Genomic DNA, 18524 nt, shown 5'->3' on the forward strand with positions numbered 1-18524 from the left:
AAAAGATCGCCTCTTGAGGTGCTTTAATCATAATTATATTCAAGCGGCAATAGCGAAATTCAGAATGCGTTTAATCTCACTCAAATGTCCCGGATATGTTTCATGATTCTCAGCGTCAACATCTTCAATAAATAATATCAGCTCAGTAATTAACGCATTCGCGTCTTCATAACTGATTGCGCTTAACTCTGGTGAGGTTTCAGTACCATAGTTAATCGTCAGGTTGTTCATAACCGAGAGGATAAGGATAAAATATTTATGGCAAACCTTGCATGTGGTTTTGTTGCCCAGGGTATTATACAGCATGTCGAGTAATGCCAGTATTCTACGATTTTGTACATCGTTCATAAAAATCCTCCTATAACATTATTCCGCTAGCAAGAAGTAGTTTTGCCAGCCCCTCAGACGCCTTTAATCCACTAATTACTTGTGCACGTAATATTTCATTTAGCCTTTTTTGTTCAGCCGCTGTGCGTGTTTTATTAGTGTATAAATCCTTAAGGTGATTCCCCTCGTCAAGAAATGAGTTCAGTGCTTGTATTGCTGGAATTGCTGGATCTGCTGCACGAAGACGTGTTTCATTAATACTGATAATCGCAGCCAAGAATTCTTGTCTGCTCTTCAATGTCTTAAATTCATTACCTCCTCCTTTTTTTAAGGAGGCATTGTAATAAACGAGATTATTATGTACCGTCGCAAAGGTATTTCTTCCAGTTTGTTTACCTTTTGTCGCGATATCGTTTCGTATATCAGTTAGATCATTTTTTATTCTTTGCCAATGATTATTTACCGTACTACCTATATTCCCTGCGCTTACCCTTGTTTTATACAACCCATTGAAATAAACCACTAAATCTTTAACCGCTGCTGCAGATTTTGTTAATGTTCCACCATCATTGATGCCCAGAAGTGCCCCCGCATTATTCGCGTGATCCAGAGCTTGTTTAAGCAATATGAACTGTTTACTGTCTTTAACATCTAAATCCTCATTCAAAAGTTCGACATAAGAACTCATACTGCTAATGATTTCCATAGAAGCTAGCAATCTTTCTTTTTCAGTAGCGACTATCTTTGTAGTAAAAAGATCTTCTTGAGATTTTTTGTGCTTATCTCCAGATTGCTGACATAATGACTCATCACTGGTACTGTTTTCAATAACTACCTCATAATCTGGTCGAGGTGCACACTCTGGATTAGTCGCATAAAAATTAACAAGAAAGTTTTCACGGGAAGCGTAGTATTGTTTAAAGAAACTTGCATTCGCCGCAACCGCCTTGTTACCCGCAGAAATAACAGATTCAGCTTGTTCATTCTTTAATGCTTCGGTTGCACATCCTGAAAGCATTAACAGAGATAGAAATATTCCACTATATCTAATCATAACCCACCTCTTGACGTTGAGTTTATCTCAGATAATTAAATATTAATGTGGCTATTTCCGGGTATTATTCATAAGCAAGTATGAAATTAAATTAAAATACTGCGACTATTTATCATGCTTCAAATGAAGAAAAGGCCCCGTAGGGCCTTTATTTTATACTTAACTTAAATTAACCGTTATTATTACGTCCACCAGAACGACGACCGCCACTCACCTGACTGTGACGTTTCACCGCACGTCGAATTTGATTCGCCTTCATACGACGACGATCTTTTTCTACGGCAACTTTAGAACTGGTTTCTGGCGGTAGTTCCACCAGCTCACGCAAATAGTTAGTCTGGGCGAGATCCAGCTCCGTCCAGCCACCACGTGGCAGACCTTTCGGTAGAGGGATATCACCGTAACGCACACGAATCAGGCGGCTAACCTGCACGCCAACCGCTTCCCACAAACGACGAACTTCACGGTTACGGCCTTCGGTCAGGGTAACGTTGTACCACTGGTTGATCCCTTCGCCGCCGCTGAACTTGATGGTTTTAAAGGCTGCCGGACCATCCTCCAGCTGCACGCCACGACTCAAATCACGCAGCTTTGCGTCGTCAACCTGTCCAAATACACGCACGGCATATTCACGTTCAACTTCACGGCTGGGATGCATTAACCGGTTTGCCAGCTCACCATCAGTGGTGAACAGCAGCAGACCACAAGTGTTAACGTCGAGACGCCCAACGGCAATCCAGCGCGCACCGCGCAGCTTCGGCAGACGGTCAAATACTGTCGGACGCCCTTCCGGATCATTACGGGTACATAACTCACCTTCCGGCTTGTAATAGGCCAGAACGCGACAAATTTGCTCAGCGGACTCACGCACCGAAATAAGATGACCATCAATACGGATTTTCAGTCCAGGGGTAACTTCAACGCGATCGCCGAGTTTAGCAATTTTGCCATCAACACTCACACGACCGGCTTCAATAATAGATTCGATTTCACGGCGAGAACCGTGGCCGGCACGCGCCAGCACTTTCTGTAGCTTTTCGCTCATAGAGCTTCCTTTTGGTGTCGCCTTCACAGGCGTCGAACAGGAGAATGAATGGCACCATTCAGTGCCATTTTAAGGCCGCGTAGTATACAGAGTTACGCTCTTATAAGAAAGGCTTCACATCACCCACGCCTTCACGCACCACGACTGGCGTATCATCGGTGAGGTCGATGACCGTTGTTGGTTTCTGGCCGAGATAGCCGCCATGAATAATTAAATCCACCTGTTTTTCCAGACGGTCTTTAATCTCTTCCGGATCGGATTCAGTAAATTCGCTACCCGGCAGCATTAACGAAGTGGAAAGCATCGGTTCACCCAGCACCTCAAGTAACGCCTGAGCGATGGGGTTAGACGGTACGCGCATCCCGATGGTTTTGCGTTTTTCCTGCAACAAACGGCGTGGCACCTCTTTCGTTCCCTTCAGGATGAAAGTGTAGTTACCTGGCGTGTTGTTTTTCATCAGGCGAAACGCGACGTTATCCACAAAGGAATAGGTCGAGAGTTCAGAAAGATCGCGACACATCAGGGTAAAGTTGTGACCGTCCGGCAGCTGGCGAATACGACAAATACGCTCCATGGCGTTTTTATCTTCAATTTTACAGCCGAGCGCATAGCCGGAATCGGTTGGATAAACAATCACCCCGCCTTTACGCACGATCTCCACCGCCTGGTTGATCAGACGTTGCTGCGGGTTATCAGGATGAATATAAAAAAACTGACTCATAATTCCCTCTCTGTGGTGTTCTGCGGCTGTTCCCATAGCTGCCAGACGCCTTCAACGCCTGCGGGCAGCCAGAGTTTACGACCCAGTTCAATCCACGGGCACGGCTGATGAAAATCAGATCCTTGTGATGCCCATAAATGGTGCTGGCGGGCAAGTGTCGCCAGTTGGGTGCGTTCATTGGGCGATTGCTGGCACTGCGCGACTTCCATCGCGTCGCCGTGGTGTTCGGCAAAATGCGCAACCAATCTTTTCAGCCATTTAGCACTAAGATTGTACCGCCCAGGATGAGCTAGCACCGCCTTACCGCCAGAATGATGAATGACATCAATAGCTTGTTCTATTGTACACCACTGCGGCGGAACGTATCCGGTTTTCCCACGCGCCAGATATTTTTTAAAGACATCCGCCATTGAACTGGCTTTGCCGCATTCGACCAGAAAACGAGCAAAATGACCGCGCGTCACTGCGCCCCCCTGCGCCAGTCTTTGCGCGCCTTCCAGAGCACCAGGTATTTGCGCTTTTTCCAGTCTTTCAGCGATTAACTGCGCCCGCTGATTGCGCCGTGCTGTTTGCTGCGCCAGGAACTCACACATTAGCGGATGAGTAATATCAATATTCAGCCCGACAATATGAATTTCATGATTTTCCCATACGGTAGAAATTTCCACGCCGGGAATAAGATTCAGCGCCAGTCCTGAACGTGAAATTTCTTCTCTTGCTGGTGCGATTGCTGCTGTGGTGTCATGGTCAGTGATCGCCAGGGTGCCGACGCGCATGTCTACAGCACGGTGTACCAGCGCCTCTGGCGTCAGGCAGCCATCGGAAGCCGTGGTATGGCTGTGCAGGTCATAAATGACTGCGTAATTTGTGTCGCTCAAGGCGCACTCCCGTTCTGGATAATGTTTTTTGCGCCGACATCATAACGGTTCTGACAAATATTCTGAAATGAGCTGTTGACAATCAATCATCGAACTAGTTAACTAGTACGCAAGTTCACGTAAAAAGGGTATCGACAATGAAAGCGATTTTCGTACTGAAAGGTTGGTGGCGCACTTCCTGAAACGGGCAGTGTATTCACCATGCGTAAAGCAATCAGATACCCAGCCCGCCTAATGCGCGGGCTTTTTTTTGAACAAAATTAACGAGAATAACAATGCAAACACAAAAACCGACTCTCGAACTGTTAACCTGCGAAGGTGCTTATCGCGACAATCCAACCGCACTTTTTCACCAGTTGTGTGGGGATCGTCCCGCAACGCTGCTGCTCGAATCCGCAGATATCGACAGCAAAGATGATTTAAAAAGCCTGCTGTTGGCGGACAGTGCGCTGCGCATTACAGCTTTAGGTGACACTGTCACAATCCAGTCGCTTTCCGGCAATGGTGAAGCCCTGCTGACACTACTGGATAACGCCCTGCCTGCGGGTGTGGAAAATGAACAATCACCAAACTGCCGTGTGCTGCGCTTCCCCCCTGTCAGCCCACTGCTGGATGAAGACGCCCGCTTATGCTCCCTTTCAGTATTTGACGCCTTTCGCTTGTTGCAGGATCTGCTGGATGTGCCAAAGGAAGAACGAGAAGCAATGTTCTTCGGCGGCCTGTTCTCTTATGACCTTGTGGCGGGGTTTGAAGATTTACCGCAATTGTCAGCGGAAAATAACTGCCCTGATTTCTGTTTTTATCTCGCTGAAACGCTGATGGTGATTGACCATCAGAAGAAAAGTACCCGTATTCAGGCCAGCCTGTTTGCTCCAAATGAAGAAGAAAAACAGCGCCTCACCGCACGCCTTGCTGAACTTCGCCAACAGCTAACCGAAAGCGCACCGCCGCTACCGGTGGTTTCTGTGCCGCATATGCGTTGTGAGTGTAATCAAAGTGATGAAGAGTTCGGCGGTGTCGTTCGTTCATTGCAAAAAGCGATTCGCGCCGGAGAGATTTTCCAGGTCGTACCCTCTCGCCGTTTCTCACTGCCCTGCCCGTCACCGCTGGCGGCCTATTACGTGCTGAAAAAGAGTAATCCCAGCCCGTACATGTTTTTTATGCAGGATAATGATTTCACCCTGTTTGGCGCGTCGCCGGAAAGTTCGCTCAAGTATGACGCCACCAGCCGCCAGATTGAAATCTACCCGATTGCCGGAACACGCCCACGCGGTCGTCGCGCCGATGGTTCACTGGACAGAGACCTCGACAGCCGCATTGAACTGGAGATGCGTACCGACCATAAAGAGCTTTCGGAACATCTGATGTTGGTGGATCTCGCCCGTAATGATCTGGCGCGCATTTGCACCCCCGGCAGCCGATACGTTGCCGACCTCACCAAAGTTGACCGTTACTCTTACGTGATGCATCTCGTCTCCCGCGTTGTCGGTGAATTGCGTCACGATCTCGACGCCCTGCACGCTTACCGCGCCTGTATGAATATGGGCACATTAAGCGGTGCGCCGAAAGTGCGTGCCATGCAGTTAATTGCCGAAGCAGAAGGTCGTCGACGCGGCAGTTACGGCGGCGCAGTAGGTTATTTCACCGCGCACGGCGATCTCGACACCTGCATTGTGATCCGCTCGGCGCTGGTGGAAAACGGCATCGCCACCGTGCAAGCCGGTGCTGGCGTGGTTCTTGATTCTGTTCCGCAGTCGGAAGCCGACGAAACCCGTAATAAAGCCCGCGCTGTACTGCGCGCTATCGCCACCGCGCATCATGCACAGGAGACTTTCTGATGGCTGACATTCTGCTGCTCGATAATATCGACTCTTTTACTTACAACCTGGCAGATCAGTTGCGCAGCAATGGTCATAACGTGGTGATTTACCGCAACCATATTCCGGCGCAGACCTTAATTGAACGCCTGGCGACGATGAGCAATCCGGTGCTGATGCTTTCTCCTGGCCCTGGTGTGCCAAGCGAAGCCGGTTGTATGCCGGAACTGCTTACCCGTCTGCGCGGCAAGCTGCCGATTATTGGCATTTGCCTCGGTCATCAGGCGATTGTCGAAGCCTATGGGGGGTATGTCGGACAAGCGGGCGAAATTTTGCACGGTAAAGCGTCGAGCATTGAACATGACGGTCAGGCGATGTTTGCCGGGTTAACAAACCCACTGCCGGTGGCGCGTTATCACTCGCTGGTTGGCAGTAACATTCCGGCCGGTTTAACCATCAATGCCCATTTTAATGGCATGGTAATGGCGGTTCGTCATGATGCGGATCGCGTTTGCGGATTCCAGTTCCATCCGGAATCCATTCTCACCACTCAGGGCGCTCGCCTGCTGGAACAAACGCTGGCCTGGGCGCAGCAAAAGCTGGAACCCACCAACACGCTGCAACCGATTCTCGAAAAACTGTATCAGGCGCAGACGCTTAGCCAGCAGGAAAGCCATCAGCTTTTTTCAGCGGTGGTGCGTGGCGAACTGAAACCGGAACAACTGGCGGCTGCGCTGGTGAGCATGAAAATTCGCGGCGAGCACCCGAACGAAATCGCCGGAGCAGCAACTGCGCTTCTGGAAAACGCTGCGCCGTTCCCGCGCCCGGATTATCTGTTTGCCGATATCGTCGGCACCGGCGGTGACGGCAGCAACAGTATCAACATTTCTACCGCCAGTGCTTTTGTTGCAGCAGCCTGTGGCCTGAAAGTGGCGAAACACGGCAACCGCAGTGTCTCCAGTAAATCGGGTTCGTCGGATCTGCTGGCAGCGTTTGGTATCAACCTGGATATGAATGCCGATAAATCGCGCCAGGCGCTGGACGAGTTAGGCGTTTGCTTCCTCTTCGCACCGAAATATCACACCGGATTCCGCCACGCGATGCCGGTTCGCCAGCAACTGAAAACCCGCACCCTGTTCAACGTGCTGGGGCCATTGATTAACCCTGCTCATCCACCGCTGGCGTTAATTGGTGTTTATAGTCCGGAACTGGTGCTGCCGATTGCCGAAACCTTGCGCGTGCTGGGGTATCAACGTGCAGCGGTTGTGCACAGCGGCGGAATGGATGAAGTTTCCTTACACGCGCCGACAATCGTTGCAGAACTTCATGACGGCGAAATTAAGAGCTATCAGTTGACCGCAGAAGATTTTGGCCTGACTCCCTACCACCAGGAACAACTGGCAGGCGGAACGCCGGAAGAAAACCGTGACATTTTAACACGTTTGTTACAAGGTAAAGGCGACGCCGCCCATGAGGCAGCCGTCGCGGCGAATGTCGCCATGTTAATGCGCCTGCATGGCCAGGAAGATCTGCAAGCCAATGCGCAAACCGTTCTTGAGGTACTGCGCAGTGGTTCCGCTTACGACAGAGTCACCGCACTGGCGGCACGAGGGTAAATGATGCAAACCGTTTTAGCGAAAATCGTCGCAGACAAGGCGATTTGGGTAGAAGCCCGTAAACAGCAGCAACCACTTGCCAGTTTTCAGAATGAGATTCAGCCGAGCACGCGACATTTTTATGATGCGCTACAGGGTGCACGTACCGCATTTATTCTGGAATGCAAGAAAGCGTCTCCGTCAAAAGGAGTGATCCGTGATGATTTCGATCCGGTACGCATTGCCTCGATTTATAAGCATTACGCTTCGGCAATTTCGGTGCTGACTGATGAGAAATATTTCCAGGGGAGCTTTGATTTCCTCCCTATCGTCAGCCAAATCGCGCCCCAGCCGATTTTATGTAAAGACTTTATTATCGACCCTTACCAGATTTATCTGGCGCGCTATTACCAGGCCGATGCCTGCTTATTAATGCTTTCAGTACTGGACGACGAACAGTATCGCCAGCTCGCTGCTGTCGCCCATAGTCTGGGGATGGGTGTGCTGACCGAAGTCAGTAATGAAGAGGAACTGGAGCGCGCCATTGCGCTGGGGGCAAAAGTCGTTGGCATCAACAACCGCGATCTGCGTGATTTGTCGATTGATCTCAACCGCACGCGCGAGCTTGCGCCGAAACTGGGGCACAACGTGACGGTGATCAGCGAGTCGGGTATCAACACTTACGCGCAAGTACGCGAGTTAAGCCACTTCGCTAATGGTTTTTTGATTGGCTCGGCGCTGATGGCGCACGACGATCTAAACGCCGCCGTGCGTCGGGTACTACTGGGTGAGAATAAAGTGTGTGGCCTGACTCGCCCACAAGATGCCAGAGCTGCTTATGACGTAGGCGCGATTTACGGCGGATTGATTTTTGTTGCGACATCACCGCGCTGCGTCAGCGTTGAACAGGCGCAGGAAGTAATGACTGCGGCGCCACTACAGTATGTCGGCGTGTTTCGTAACCACGACCTTACCGATGTGCTAGCAAAAGCGAATACCTTATCGCTGGCAGCAGTACAACTGCATGGCAATGAAGACCAGCAGTATATCGACGCACTGCGTGATGCTCTGCCAGCAAACGTTGCCATCTGGAAAGCATTGAGCGTTGGAGAAACCCTGCCCGCGCGCGATTTTCAGCACATTGATAAATATGTTTTCGACAACGGTCAGGGCGGGAGCGGGCAACGTTTCGACTGGTCACTGTTAAATGGTCAATCGCTTGGCAACGTCCTGCTGGCGGGGGGCTTAGGCGCAGATAACTGCGTGGAAGCGGCACAAACCGGCTGCGCCGGGCTTGATTTTAATTCTGCTGTAGAGTCACAACCGGGCATCAAAGATGCACATCTTTTGGCCTCGGTCTTTCAGACACTGCGCGCATATTAAGGAAAGGAACAATGACAACATTACTTAACCCCTATTTTGGTGAGTTTGGCGGCATGTACGTGCCACAAATCCTGATGCCTGCCCTGCGCCAGCTGGAAGAGGCCTTCGTCAGCGCGCAAAAAGATCCTGAATTTCAGGCTCAGTTCAACGATCTGCTGAAAAACTATGCCGGACGTCCGACCGCGCTGACTAAATGCCAGAACATTACGGCGGACACTAAAACCACGCTGTACCTGAAGCGCGAAGATTTATTGCACGGCGGCGCACATAAAACCAACCAGGTGCTGGGTCAGGCGTTGCTGGCGAAGCGGATGGGTAAAACCGAAATCATCGCCGAAACCGGTGCCGGTCAGCATGGCGTGGCGTCTGCCCTTGCCAGCGCCCTGCTCGGCCTGAAATGCCGCATTTATATGGGAGCCAAAGACGTTGAACGCCAGTCGCCCAACGTTTTTCGTATGCGCTTAATGGGTGCGGAAGTGATCCCGGTGCATAGCGGTTCCGCGACGCTGAAAGATGCCTGTAATGAGGCACTGCGCGACTGGTCAGGCAGTTATGAAACCGCGCACTATATGCTGGGCACCGCAGCTGGCCCGCATCCTTACCCGACCATTGTGCGTGAGTTTCAGCGGATGATTGGCGAAGAAACCAAAGCGCAAATTCTGGAAAGAGAAGGTCGCCTGCCGGATGCCGTTATCGCCTGCGTTGGCGGCGGTTCAAATGCCATCGGTATGTTTGCTGATTTCATCAACGATACCGACGTCGGCCTGATTGGCGTGGAGCCTGGCGGTCACGGTATCGAAACCGGCGAGCACGGCGCACCGTTAAAACATGGTCGCGTGGGCATCTATTTCGGTATGAAAGCGCCGATGATGCAGACCGAAGACGGGCAGATTGAAGAATCTTACTCCATCTCCGCCGGACTGGATTTCCCGTCCGTCGGCCCGCAACATGCGTATCTCAACAGCATTGGACGCGCAGATTACGTGTCAATTACCGATGATGAAGCACTGGAAGCCTTTAAAACGCTGTGCCTGCATGAAGGGATTATTCCTGCGCTGGAATCCTCCCATGCCCTGGCTCATGCGCTGAAAATGATGCGCGAAAATCCGGAAAAAGAGCAGCTGCTGGTGGTTAACCTTTCCGGTCGCGGCGATAAAGACATCTTCACCGTTCACGATATTTTGAAAGCACGAGGGGAAATCTGATGGAACGCTATGAAACTCTGTTTGCCCAGTTGAAGGAGCGCAAAGAAGGCGCATTTGTTCCTTTCGTGACTCTCGGTGACCCTGGCATTGAGCAGTCGCTGAAAATTATCGATACGCTAATTGAAGCTGGTGCTGACGCGCTGGAGTTAGGCATCCCCTTCTCCGACCCACTCGCGGATGGCCCGACCATTCAAAACGCGACTCTGCGTGCTTTTGCGGCAGGAGTGACCCCGGCGCAGTGCTTTGAGATGCTGGCACTGATTCGCCAGAAGCACCCGACCATTCCCATCGGCCTTTTGATGTATGCCAACCTGGTGTTTAACAAAGGCATTGATGAGTTTTATGCCCAGTGCGAGAAAGCCGGCATCGATTCGGTGCTGGTTGCCGATGTGCCCGTGGAAGAGTCTGCGCCCTTCCGTCAGGCCGCGTTGCGCCATAATGTCGCCCCTATCTTTATCTGCCCGCCGAATGCCGATGATGATTTGCTGCGCCAGATTGCTTCTTACGGTCGTGGTTACACCTATTTACTGTCGCGAGCAGGCGTGACCGGAGCTGAAAAACGCGCCGCGTTACCCCTCAATCATCTGGTCGCGAAGCTGAAAGAGTACAACGCTGCGCCTCCGTTACAAGGGTTTGGTATTTCTGCCCCGGAACAGGTAAAAGCAGCGATTGATGCAGGAGCTGCGGGCGCGATTTCTGGTTCGGCAATTGTTAAAATCATCGAGCAACATATTAATGAGCCAGAGAAAATGCTGGTAGCATTGAAAGCTTTTGTACAACCGATGAAAGCGGCAACACGCAGTTAATCCCACAGCCGTCAGTTCTGCTGACGGCATTTTGTATTCCTTTAACGAAGCCAGAAAAATCTTAATTTTATTTATTATTTGCCTTTTTACCGTTTTGCTTAACCCTAACATACGTCAACTTACGTCATTTTTCCGCCCAACAGTAATATAATCAAACAAATTAATCCCGCAACATAACACCAGTAAAATCAATAATTTTTCCTAACTCACTTATTCCTCAGGCAATTGTTAATATATCCAGAAGTTTCCTCAAAATATATTTCCCATCCTCATTCTTGTCACACTTAATTTGACTAATTCTCATTAGCGGCTAATTTTAATGAGTGTCGACACACAACACTCATATTAATGAAACAATGCAACGCAACGGGAGAAATAACATGGCCGAACATCGTGGTGGTTCAGGAAATTTCGCCGAAGACCGTGAGAAGGCATCCGACGCAGGTCGTAAAGGCGGTCAGCACAGCGGAGGTAATTTTAAAAATGATCCGCAACGCGCATCCGAAGCGGGTAAAAAAGGCGGTCAACAAAGCGGTGGTAATAAATCAGGAAAATCCTGATTCACCGTTAATTATTAATATCAGCTGATAAAGATAATTGCATCTGCGAGCCTTCTGGCTCGCAGTAATTTCACTGGAGAAAAATATGAATATGAAGACCATTGAAGATGTATTTATTCACCTGCTTTCAGACACCTACAGCGCAGAAAAACAGTTAACTCGCGCGCTGGCAAAACTTTCCAGAGCGACATCTAACGAAAAATTAAGCCAGGCCTTTCATGCGCACCTTGAGGAAACTCATGGACAGATAGAACGTATTGATCAAGTCGTAGAATCCGAATCAAATCTTAAAATTAAACGCATGAAGTGTGTAGCAATGGAAGGACTCATTGAAGAAGCTAATGAGGTCATCGAAAGCACCGAGAAAAACGAAGTGCGTGATGCCGCACTGATTGCCGCCGCACAGAAAGTCGAGCACTATGAGATTGCCAGTTACGGGACATTAGCGACCCTGGCTGAACAGTTAGGTTATCGTAAAGCAGCGAAGCTTCTTAAAGAAACCCTGGAAGAAGAAAAGGCTACCGATATCAAACTGACTGATCTGGCCCTTAATAACGTAAATAAGAAAGCCGAAAATAAAGCCTGAAATATGAACTTAAACTTTCAGTAATTTTATAAAGAGGACATTTTCATGAATCGTATTGAACATTATCATGACTGGCTACGTGATGCCCATGCAATGGAAAAGCAAGCAGAATCTATGCTTGAATCAATGGCCAGCCGCATAGATAATTATCCTGATTTACGCGCACGTATTGAACAACATCTTAGCGAAACTAAAAACCAGATTGTTCAACTGGAAACTATTCTTGACCGTAATGACATTTCGCGCTCAGTCATTAAAGATTCGATGAGTAAAATGGCGGCGCTTGGACAGTCTATTGGTGGTATTTTCCCTTCTGATGAAATTGTAAAAGGTTCAATTAGCGGCTATGTCTTCGAGCAATTTGAAATCGCCTGCTATACCTCACTATTAGCTGCGGCAAAAAATGCCGGTGATACCGCCTCTATTCCGGTCATCGAAGCGATTTTAAATGAGGAAAAGCAGATGGCCGACTGGCTGATTCAGCATATTCCGCAAACAACTGAGAAATTTTTAATTCGCTCTGAAGCTGATGGCGTAGAAGCGAAGAAATAATACCCTTTATGCCATGTCCTTATTGACCCCGTAATTACGGGGTCATTTTTGCGGGGAATTAAAAGCGATAACCTGCTGAGAACATAAACACCCACGGATCGAGGCGTACGCTATCGTGTTGCTGTGCACCGCCCAGCTTATAATTGGCGGTAGTATCGATATCCATGTACCAGACTGACATGTTAACCAACCAGTCACGGTTAATCAGATAATCAACCCCCACCTGCCCGGCCGCTCCCCAGGAATCTTTCAGACTGAGATCGGAAAGCCCGGCCTCTTTGCCATGATCGTTAAATCCATTATCAAAGAACGTGGTGTAGTTAATACCGGCACCAACGTAAGGACGGAATTTGCTGCTGGCATCACCAAAATACCACTGCGCCATCAGTGTTGGCGGCAGATGATGGACTGTTGCAATATCACCGGTCGCGCGAGTACCAATTTTATGGCGGAAAGGCGTCGCTGCCAGTAATTCAACACCGATATTGTCAGTCGCCATATACGTAAACGTCAGGCCCAACTGAGTGTTATTAGTCACACTAAACCCACCCAAACTTCCTAATGTACCACCAGCGCCTTCTGTCGGACGCACAGTCGCAGAACCTGCACGCATAAAAAACTCGCCTGCTTCATGCGCAAAGGCCGTGCCAGAGAGAAGAGTTGTTACTGCCAAAGCCGCCACTGTTAATTTTTTCATATCCGCTCCGTCGTTATGGTTATAAAAACGTGACAAATATACCTACATTGGGGTAACAAATGATCCTACACAGATCACACTACATTCTCTAAATCACCATTTATTGATCTGGATTAATTTAGAAGTTGTATCAAAAATCCTGGTTAACGTGATTTAAATCAATTTTTATATATTTTCGCTGCGCAAATATTAACGCGCTCGCTACTTGCTCCTGTCTGCACACATAAATGTCAACAATTACCTCCGCTTTACAAAGATATGCTTTTCCATACATGACCTGATGCTGCCACTGAGAGGCTAACCAGGGTACAATTGCCCGCTAATTAACACCTGCATAAAACTCAAGGAGAGTGCATGTCTATCACGGCGCAGTCCGTATACCGTGACACCGGAAATTTCTTCCGTAATCAATTTATGACCATTCTGTTGGTATCGTTGCTTTGTGCATTTATCACAGTGGTGTTAGGACATGTTTTCTCACCCAGTGACGCTCAACTTGCGCAGCTCAATGACGGTGTACCCGTTAGTGGCGGCGGTGGGTTGTTCGACCTGGTACAAAATATGTCCCCGGAACAACAGCAAATTTTGCTGCGTGCGTCTGCCGCTTCTACCTTTTCAGGATTAATCGGTAACGCCATTCTTGCGGGCGGCGTATTATTAATGATCCAGCTAGTGTCCGCCGGTCAGCGGGTCAGCGCGTTACGGGCAATTGGCGCGAGCGCTCCGGTATTACCGAAGTTATTCTTGCTAATCCTCCTGACGACATTGATTGTGCAAATAGGCATCATGCTGGTGGTCGTTCCTGGTATCATCATGGCCATCCTGCTGGCGTTGGCTCCCGTGATGCTAGTCCAGGATAAAATGGGCGTTTTCGCCTCCATGCGCAGCAGTATGCGGCTGACATGGGCGAATATGCGTCTGGTGGCACCTGCGGTATTGAGCTGGTTACTGGCAAAAACTCTGTTGTTGCTGTTTGCCTCTTCATTTGCCGCATTAACCCCAGAAATTGGCGCTGTACTGGCGAACACCTTGAGCAACCTGATTTCAGCCGTATTGCTCATCTATCTGTTCCGTCTGTACATGTTGATTCGCCAATAACCCTAAGCATTTGATTACGGAATCGTAAAATGAAGCAGTTTCTTGATTTTCTACCGCTGGTTGTCTTCTTCGCGTTCTATAAGATTTATGACATCTATGCGGCAACTGCGGCGCTGATCGTCGCCACAGCGATTGTGCTTATTTATAGCTGGGTTCGCTTTCGTAAGGTTGAGAAGATGGCCCTGATCACCTTTGTTCTGGTGGTCGTCTTCGGCGGTCTGACGCTTTTCTTCCACAATGATGAGTTTATTAAATGGAAGGTCACCGTTATTTACGCACTGTTTGCCGGTGCCCTGTTGGTTAGCCAATGGGTAATGAAAAAGCCGCTGATTCAACGTATGTTGGGTAAAGAGCTTACCCTGCCGCAGCCAGTATGGTCGAAGTTGAATCTGGCCTGGGCAGTCTTTTTTATCCTTTGCGGGCTGGCAAACATCTATATCGCTTTCTGGCTGCCACAAAATATTTGGGTCAACTTCAAAGTGTTCGGTCTGACCGCCCTCACCTTAATCTTCACGCTGTTAAGCGGTATCTATATCTACCGCCACATGCCACAGGAAGATAAATCATAACCAGACAGCCAGTCCTTCGGGGCTGGCGCTGTATCTCCTCTGTTCTCCTCAGGAAAATCATAGTAGCATCGCGCCTGTGATTTTCCTTTTTAGTCGGTTTTACCATGTCAACAACACATAACGTCCCCCAGGGCGATCTGGTTTTACGAACTTTAGCCATGCCTGCCGATACCAATGCCAATGGCGATATTTTTGGTGGTTGGTTGATGTCGCAGATGGATATTGGTGGTGCCATTCTGGCAAAAGAAATTGCACATGGTCGCGTCGTGACCGTTCGCGTGGAAGGCATGACTTTTCTGCGACCTGTAGCAGTCGGTGATGTGGTGTGCTGCTATGCGCGCTGTGTCAAGAAAGGGACAACATCTGTCAGCATTAATATTGAAGTGTGGGTGAAAAAGGTAGCGTCTGAACCACTTGGGCAACGCTATAAAGCGACGGAAGCATTATTTAAGTATGTCGCGGTTGATCCTGAAGGAAAGCCTCGCGCCTTACCTGTCGAGTAATAGTCAAAAGCCTCCGGTCGGAGGCTTTTGACTTTTTGCTTACTGAATTTCGGTGGTGCCGTTAATTTTAAACAGAATATTTACCACAATTCCACTTCCTGGCTTACCCGGCTCGTAGCGCCATCTACGCATCGCGTTTTTCACTTCGCGCTCAAACATGTTTGCGGGTTTGGCGGAAAGAATTTGTACGTTATCCACGCGACCATCCGGTGTAACGTCAAATTTAACTTTAACCTGCCCTTCAATGCGCAATGCCTGCGCGCGCGCTGGATACTGCGGCTGATTACGGCTTAATGCGCGTGGCCCTGACGCCACACTGGTGACCGGTTTGCTGGTTGCAGCCGTTGCCGTACTTGATGTCGGGCGTGCGGGTGCCGTATTTTCAAACGGTGATGCCGGACGCGACTCCGCTGGTTTAACATCGCGCTTTGGCTGTTCCTGCACCTTTTTCACTGGCTTCGGTTTTGGCTTAGGTTTCGGCTTCGGCTTTTCAATGACCACCGGCGCTTCTTTTGGCGGTTCTGGTACTGGTTCAGGTTCCGGCTCTGGCTCCGCCACCGGCTCTGGTGGCGGTTGAACAGCTTGTGGCGGTTCAAGATCGGCTGGCGCAACCATGGTGACAGAAATCGGCTGCGCGGGCGCAGGTAGTTCAATAACCTGATGTACCGAGGTATAGAGTAGACCCGCCACGACAGCACCGTGAATGCAGACTGAAAGTAACGTCGGCCAGGGGAAGCGGCGAGGTAAATCAAGGGTCATTGAAGTCATAATCATTTCAGTAGAAAAACCAGGCCTCAATTTTAAATGCAAATAGCAATCATATTCAATAACGCAAAACGATCAGGATCAGTGAAAACGCAATTTTTGGCGTAATTAGCCTGACTTTACCCAGACTCTTAACAAAGACATCATCTTTCCGTTGCAGATCTTCGCCCTTTCAAATAACGTACTTTACAACTTTTCCGAACAAGGAGTTGTGCCCGTGTTGTATGTAATTTACGCTCAAGACAAAGCCGATAGTCTCGAAAAACGCCTTTCCGTTCGTCCGGCACATTTAGCGCGTTTGCAGTTACTGCATGATGAAGGTCGTTTGCTTACTGCGGGACCCATGCCAGCAGTTGATAGCAATGATCCTGGTGCCGCTGGTTTTACCGGTTCGACGGTGATTGCTGAATTTGAATCTCTGGAAGCAGCGCAAGCCTGGGCCGATGCCGATCCTTACGTGGCGGCCGGAGTGTATGAACAAGTTTCAGTAAAGCCCTTTAAGAAAGTGTTCTGAATAGAGGCTCCACATCTTAGAACACGGTTTTAGCAACCGTGTTCTTGTTTGGCCTTTCCTTGTAGGTATGCCATCGCAGCCACCATCACAAACAGATAATAACTTTATCTGTATTTCTTTATACGATGTCAGCATATTCAGGAAAAATGCCCCTCCCGGACAAGGTATTGCTCAATCAAATCCTTTGATTACTGCGGATAAAGTCATCTACTATTGTTTAACATATTCACGCGTCGCATGTATGTTCACATTATGTACGCGTAGAGATAATTAAACAAAATTGTGGTTACAGAGGTATCAGTGAGTCACTGGGCTACATTCAGGCAAACAGCAGTAAATTTATGGGTGACCCTGCGGCACGATATTATCGCGCTAGCCGTCTTTTTAAATGGATTGCTTATTTTTAAAACAATCTATGGCATGTCGGTCAATCTGCTCGATATCTTCCATATCCAGGCGTTTTCGGAACTTGATCTCTCCTTGCTGGCCAATGCGCCGCTGTTTATGCTCGGCGTCTTTCTTGTTCTGAATTCGATCGGCTTGTTATTTCGGGCAAAACTGGCATGGGCAATCAGTATTATTTTGTTGTTAATAACACTGATTTACACCCTTCATTTTTATCCCTGGCTGAAATTCAGCATCGGTTTTTGCATCTTTACGCTGGTGATTTTACTGGTGCTGCGCAAAGACTTCTCACACAGTAGTGCCGCAGCCGGGACAATTTTTGCTTTTATTAGTTTTACGACGTTACTGTTTTACTCCACCTACGGCGCGCTGTATTTAAGCGAGGGTTTCAATCCGCGAATAGAGAGCCTGATGACTGCCTTCTATTTTTCGATAGAAACGATGTCAACCGTGGGCTATGGCGATATCGTCCCCGTTTCTGAATCGGCACGCCTGTTTACTATTTCCGTCATTATTTCTGGCATTACCGTTTTCGCCACCTCCATGACCTCTATTTTTGGTCCCCTTATCCGAGGAGGATTCAATAAACTTGTGAAAGGAAACAAGCATACGATGAATCGTAAAGATCACTTTATTGTTTGCGGTCACTCCATTCTGGCAATCAACACGATTCTACAACTGAATCAACGCGGACAAAACGTAACTGTTATCAGTAACTTGCCAGAAGATGACATCAAACAACTTGAGCAACGCTTAGGCGACAATGCTGATGTTATTCCCGGTGACAGCAATGACAGTTCGGTATTAAAGAAAGCGGGAATCGATCACTGTCGGGCTATTCTGGCACTCAGTGATAACGATGCAGATAACGCTTTTGTCGTCCTGTCAGCCAAAGATATGAGCAAAGATGTCAAAACAGTGCTTGCGGTCAGTGATAGCAAAAACCTGAACAAAATTAAAATGGTACATCCGGACATCATTCTTTCGCCGCAGCTTTTTGGCAGCGAAATTCTGGCGCGGGTTTTAAATGGTGAAGAGATTAATAATGATATGCTCGTCTCAATGTTGCTGAACTCCGGGCATGGTATTTTCAGCGATGACGATGAAACGAAAACTGGCAGTAATGAATCGGCGCAAAAATAGATTATAAAGGCCGAAGGCAAACTTATCGGGCACCGCGATGGTGCCCGGAACATTCAGATATTGTAGATCGCAAACAATAACGAGTTACGCTGTTTGTTTAGAATGCACTTCCTGATGCTGTGGATACGCATATTTCGGCGAGACTGCCCCTCAAGCCAACGCGATTTACGCCGGCTAGCCTGACGCTGCATACGCCAGCGTCCCACTTCCGTTCTACTCCGCTTCATGTTAACTACTCTATGCAATAACAGAGCGGTCATTATACCCTCGCCCCCGACGCTGACCAGTGCTTTTCCCGCGT

The 18524-nt window shown here is 48.8% G+C and carries 22 protein-coding genes and 1 other annotated feature; of the genes, 14 read left to right on the plus strand and 8 right to left on the minus strand.

All coding sequences use genetic code 11. The annotated features are described in order from the left end of the window. Positions 1-39: 39 nt before the first annotated feature. The 5 genes from WES_RS09430 to rnm form a co-directional block, all read right to left on the minus strand. Positions 40-348 (minus strand): hypothetical protein, encoded by a 309-nt coding sequence (locus WES_RS09430; RefSeq protein ID WP_016158392.1) that lies wholly within the window; start codon positions 346-348, stop codon positions 40-42. Positions 349-358: 10 nt separating this feature from the next. Beyond that, positions 359-1381: a hypothetical protein gene (locus tag WES_RS09425; protein ID WP_016158393.1), complete on the minus strand. Its 1023-nt coding sequence runs from the start codon at positions 1379-1381 to the stop codon at positions 359-361. Positions 1382-1550: 169 nt separating this feature from the next. After that, positions 1551-2426: a 23S rRNA pseudouridine(2605) synthase RluB gene (rluB, locus tag WES_RS09420; protein WP_001291217.1), complete on the minus strand. Its 876-nt coding sequence runs from the start codon at positions 2424-2426 to the stop codon at positions 1551-1553. 100 nt (positions 2427-2526) lie between these two features. Then, positions 2527-3147 carry an L-threonylcarbamoyladenylate synthase gene (locus WES_RS09415; protein ID WP_001516499.1) on the minus strand — a complete coding sequence of 207 codons (621 nt, stop codon included), beginning with the start codon at positions 3145-3147 and terminating at the stop codon, positions 2527-2529. Next, positions 3144-4025 carry an RNase RNM gene (gene rnm / locus WES_RS09410; RefSeq protein WP_001285653.1) on the minus strand — a complete coding sequence of 294 codons (882 nt, stop codon included), beginning with the start codon at positions 4023-4025 and terminating at the stop codon, positions 3144-3146. Before rnm ends, WES_RS09415 begins: the two co-directional genes overlap by 4 nt. A 137-nt stretch (positions 4026-4162) precedes the next feature. Between rnm and trpL the strand changes: the two genes are divergently transcribed. The 9 genes from trpL (at position 4163) to WES_RS09370 (ending at position 12529) form a co-directional block, all read left to right on the plus strand. Further along, entirely contained in the window at positions 4163-4207 is a 45-nt protein-coding gene (gene trpL, locus WES_RS22745) for a trp operon leader peptide (protein ID WP_001700591.1), read from the plus strand. Continuing rightward, positions 4184-4277, plus strand: a sequence feature (Trp leader region). (Overlaps the previous gene by 24 nt.) A 23-nt stretch (positions 4278-4300) precedes the next feature. Further along, positions 4301-5863: an anthranilate synthase component I gene (gene trpE / locus WES_RS09405; RefSeq protein ID WP_001194569.1), complete on the plus strand. Its 1563-nt coding sequence runs from the start codon at positions 4301-4303 to the stop codon at positions 5861-5863. Next, on the plus strand, positions 5863-7458 hold the full coding sequence (gene trpD, locus WES_RS09400; protein ID WP_016158394.1) for a bifunctional anthranilate synthase glutamate amidotransferase component TrpG/anthranilate phosphoribosyltransferase TrpD: 1596 nt from the start codon (positions 5863-5865) through the stop codon (positions 7456-7458). Before trpE ends, trpD begins: the two co-directional genes overlap by 1 nt. Further along, a complete protein-coding gene (gene trpCF / locus WES_RS09395; protein ID WP_000983854.1) occupies positions 7459-8820 on the plus strand; it encodes a bifunctional indole-3-glycerol-phosphate synthase TrpC/phosphoribosylanthranilate isomerase TrpF in 1362 nt (453 codons plus the stop codon). Positions 8821-8831: 11 nt separating this feature from the next. Beyond that, positions 8832-10025, plus strand: a complete 1194-nt coding sequence (gene trpB, locus WES_RS09390) for a tryptophan synthase subunit beta (protein ID WP_016158396.1) — start codon at positions 8832-8834, stop codon at positions 10023-10025. Beyond that, positions 10025-10831: a tryptophan synthase subunit alpha gene (gene trpA / locus WES_RS09385; protein WP_000443099.1), complete on the plus strand. Its 807-nt coding sequence runs from the start codon at positions 10025-10027 to the stop codon at positions 10829-10831. Before trpB ends, trpA begins: the two co-directional genes overlap by 1 nt. Before the next feature lie 380 nt (positions 10832-11211). Further along, positions 11212-11391, plus strand: a complete 180-nt coding sequence (locus tag WES_RS09380; protein ID WP_000807651.1) for a con-10 family general stress protein — start codon at positions 11212-11214, stop codon at positions 11389-11391. An 85-nt stretch (positions 11392-11476) separates the two neighbouring features. Beyond that, on the plus strand, positions 11477-11977 hold the full coding sequence (locus WES_RS09375; RefSeq protein ID WP_001056502.1) for a YciE/YciF ferroxidase family protein: 501 nt from the start codon (positions 11477-11479) through the stop codon (positions 11975-11977). A gap of 45 nt (positions 11978-12022) precedes the next feature. Further along, a complete protein-coding gene (locus tag WES_RS09370; protein WP_001079483.1) occupies positions 12023-12529 on the plus strand; it encodes a ferritin-like domain-containing protein in 507 nt (168 codons plus the stop codon). Positions 12530-12587: 58 nt separating this feature from the next. Here WES_RS09370 and ompW read toward each other — a convergent pair whose 3' ends face one another. After that, positions 12588-13226, minus strand: a complete 639-nt coding sequence (gene ompW / locus WES_RS09365) for an outer membrane protein OmpW (protein WP_000737249.1) — start codon at positions 13224-13226, stop codon at positions 12588-12590. A 354-nt stretch (positions 13227-13580) separates the two neighbouring features. Here ompW and WES_RS09360 point away from each other — a divergent pair, with 354 nt between their 5' ends. The 3 genes from WES_RS09360 (at position 13581) to yciA (ending at position 15396) form a co-directional block, all read left to right on the plus strand. Then, complete coding sequence (locus WES_RS09360; RefSeq protein ID WP_000028528.1) at positions 13581-14324, plus strand: YciC family protein; 744 nt, start codon at positions 13581-13583, stop codon at positions 14322-14324. Between the two features lie 29 nt (positions 14325-14353). Then, positions 14354-14893 carry a septation protein A gene (locus tag WES_RS09355; RefSeq protein ID WP_000808667.1) on the plus strand — a complete coding sequence of 180 codons (540 nt, stop codon included), beginning with the start codon at positions 14354-14356 and terminating at the stop codon, positions 14891-14893. Between the two features lie 104 nt (positions 14894-14997). After that, the gene (yciA, locus tag WES_RS09350) at positions 14998-15396 is read left to right on the plus strand and encodes an acyl-CoA thioester hydrolase YciA (protein WP_000108155.1); all 399 of its coding nucleotides are present in this window, start codon (positions 14998-15000) and stop codon (positions 15394-15396) included. Between the two features lie 39 nt (positions 15397-15435). Here the strand turns inward: yciA and tonB are convergent, their stop codons facing one another. Then, positions 15436-16155 carry a TonB system transport protein TonB gene (gene tonB / locus WES_RS09345; RefSeq protein ID WP_016158397.1) on the minus strand — a complete coding sequence of 240 codons (720 nt, stop codon included), beginning with the start codon at positions 16153-16155 and terminating at the stop codon, positions 15436-15438. A gap of 223 nt (positions 16156-16378) precedes the next feature. Between tonB and WES_RS09340 the strand changes: the two genes are divergently transcribed. Both WES_RS09340 and kch read left to right on the plus strand, forming a co-directional pair. Beyond that, positions 16379-16675, plus strand: a complete 297-nt coding sequence (locus WES_RS09340; RefSeq protein ID WP_000967596.1) for a YciI family protein — start codon at positions 16379-16381, stop codon at positions 16673-16675. Between the two features lie 300 nt (positions 16676-16975). Then, a complete protein-coding gene (kch, locus tag WES_RS09335; protein ID WP_010350461.1) occupies positions 16976-18223 on the plus strand; it encodes a voltage-gated potassium channel protein in 1248 nt (415 codons plus the stop codon). A gap of 53 nt (positions 18224-18276) precedes the next feature. Here kch and WES_RS24080 read toward each other — a convergent pair whose 3' ends face one another. Continuing rightward, positions 18277-18450, minus strand: coding sequence for a YciY family protein (locus WES_RS24080; RefSeq protein WP_001309467.1), 174 nt, complete (start codon positions 18448-18450; stop codon positions 18277-18279). Positions 18451-18524 lie beyond the last annotated feature (74 nt).

Origin of the sequence: Escherichia sp. KTE31, from assembly GCF_000407925.1 — a bacterium.
GTDB classification, from domain to species: domain Bacteria; phylum Pseudomonadota; class Gammaproteobacteria; order Enterobacterales; family Enterobacteriaceae; genus Escherichia; species Escherichia ruysiae.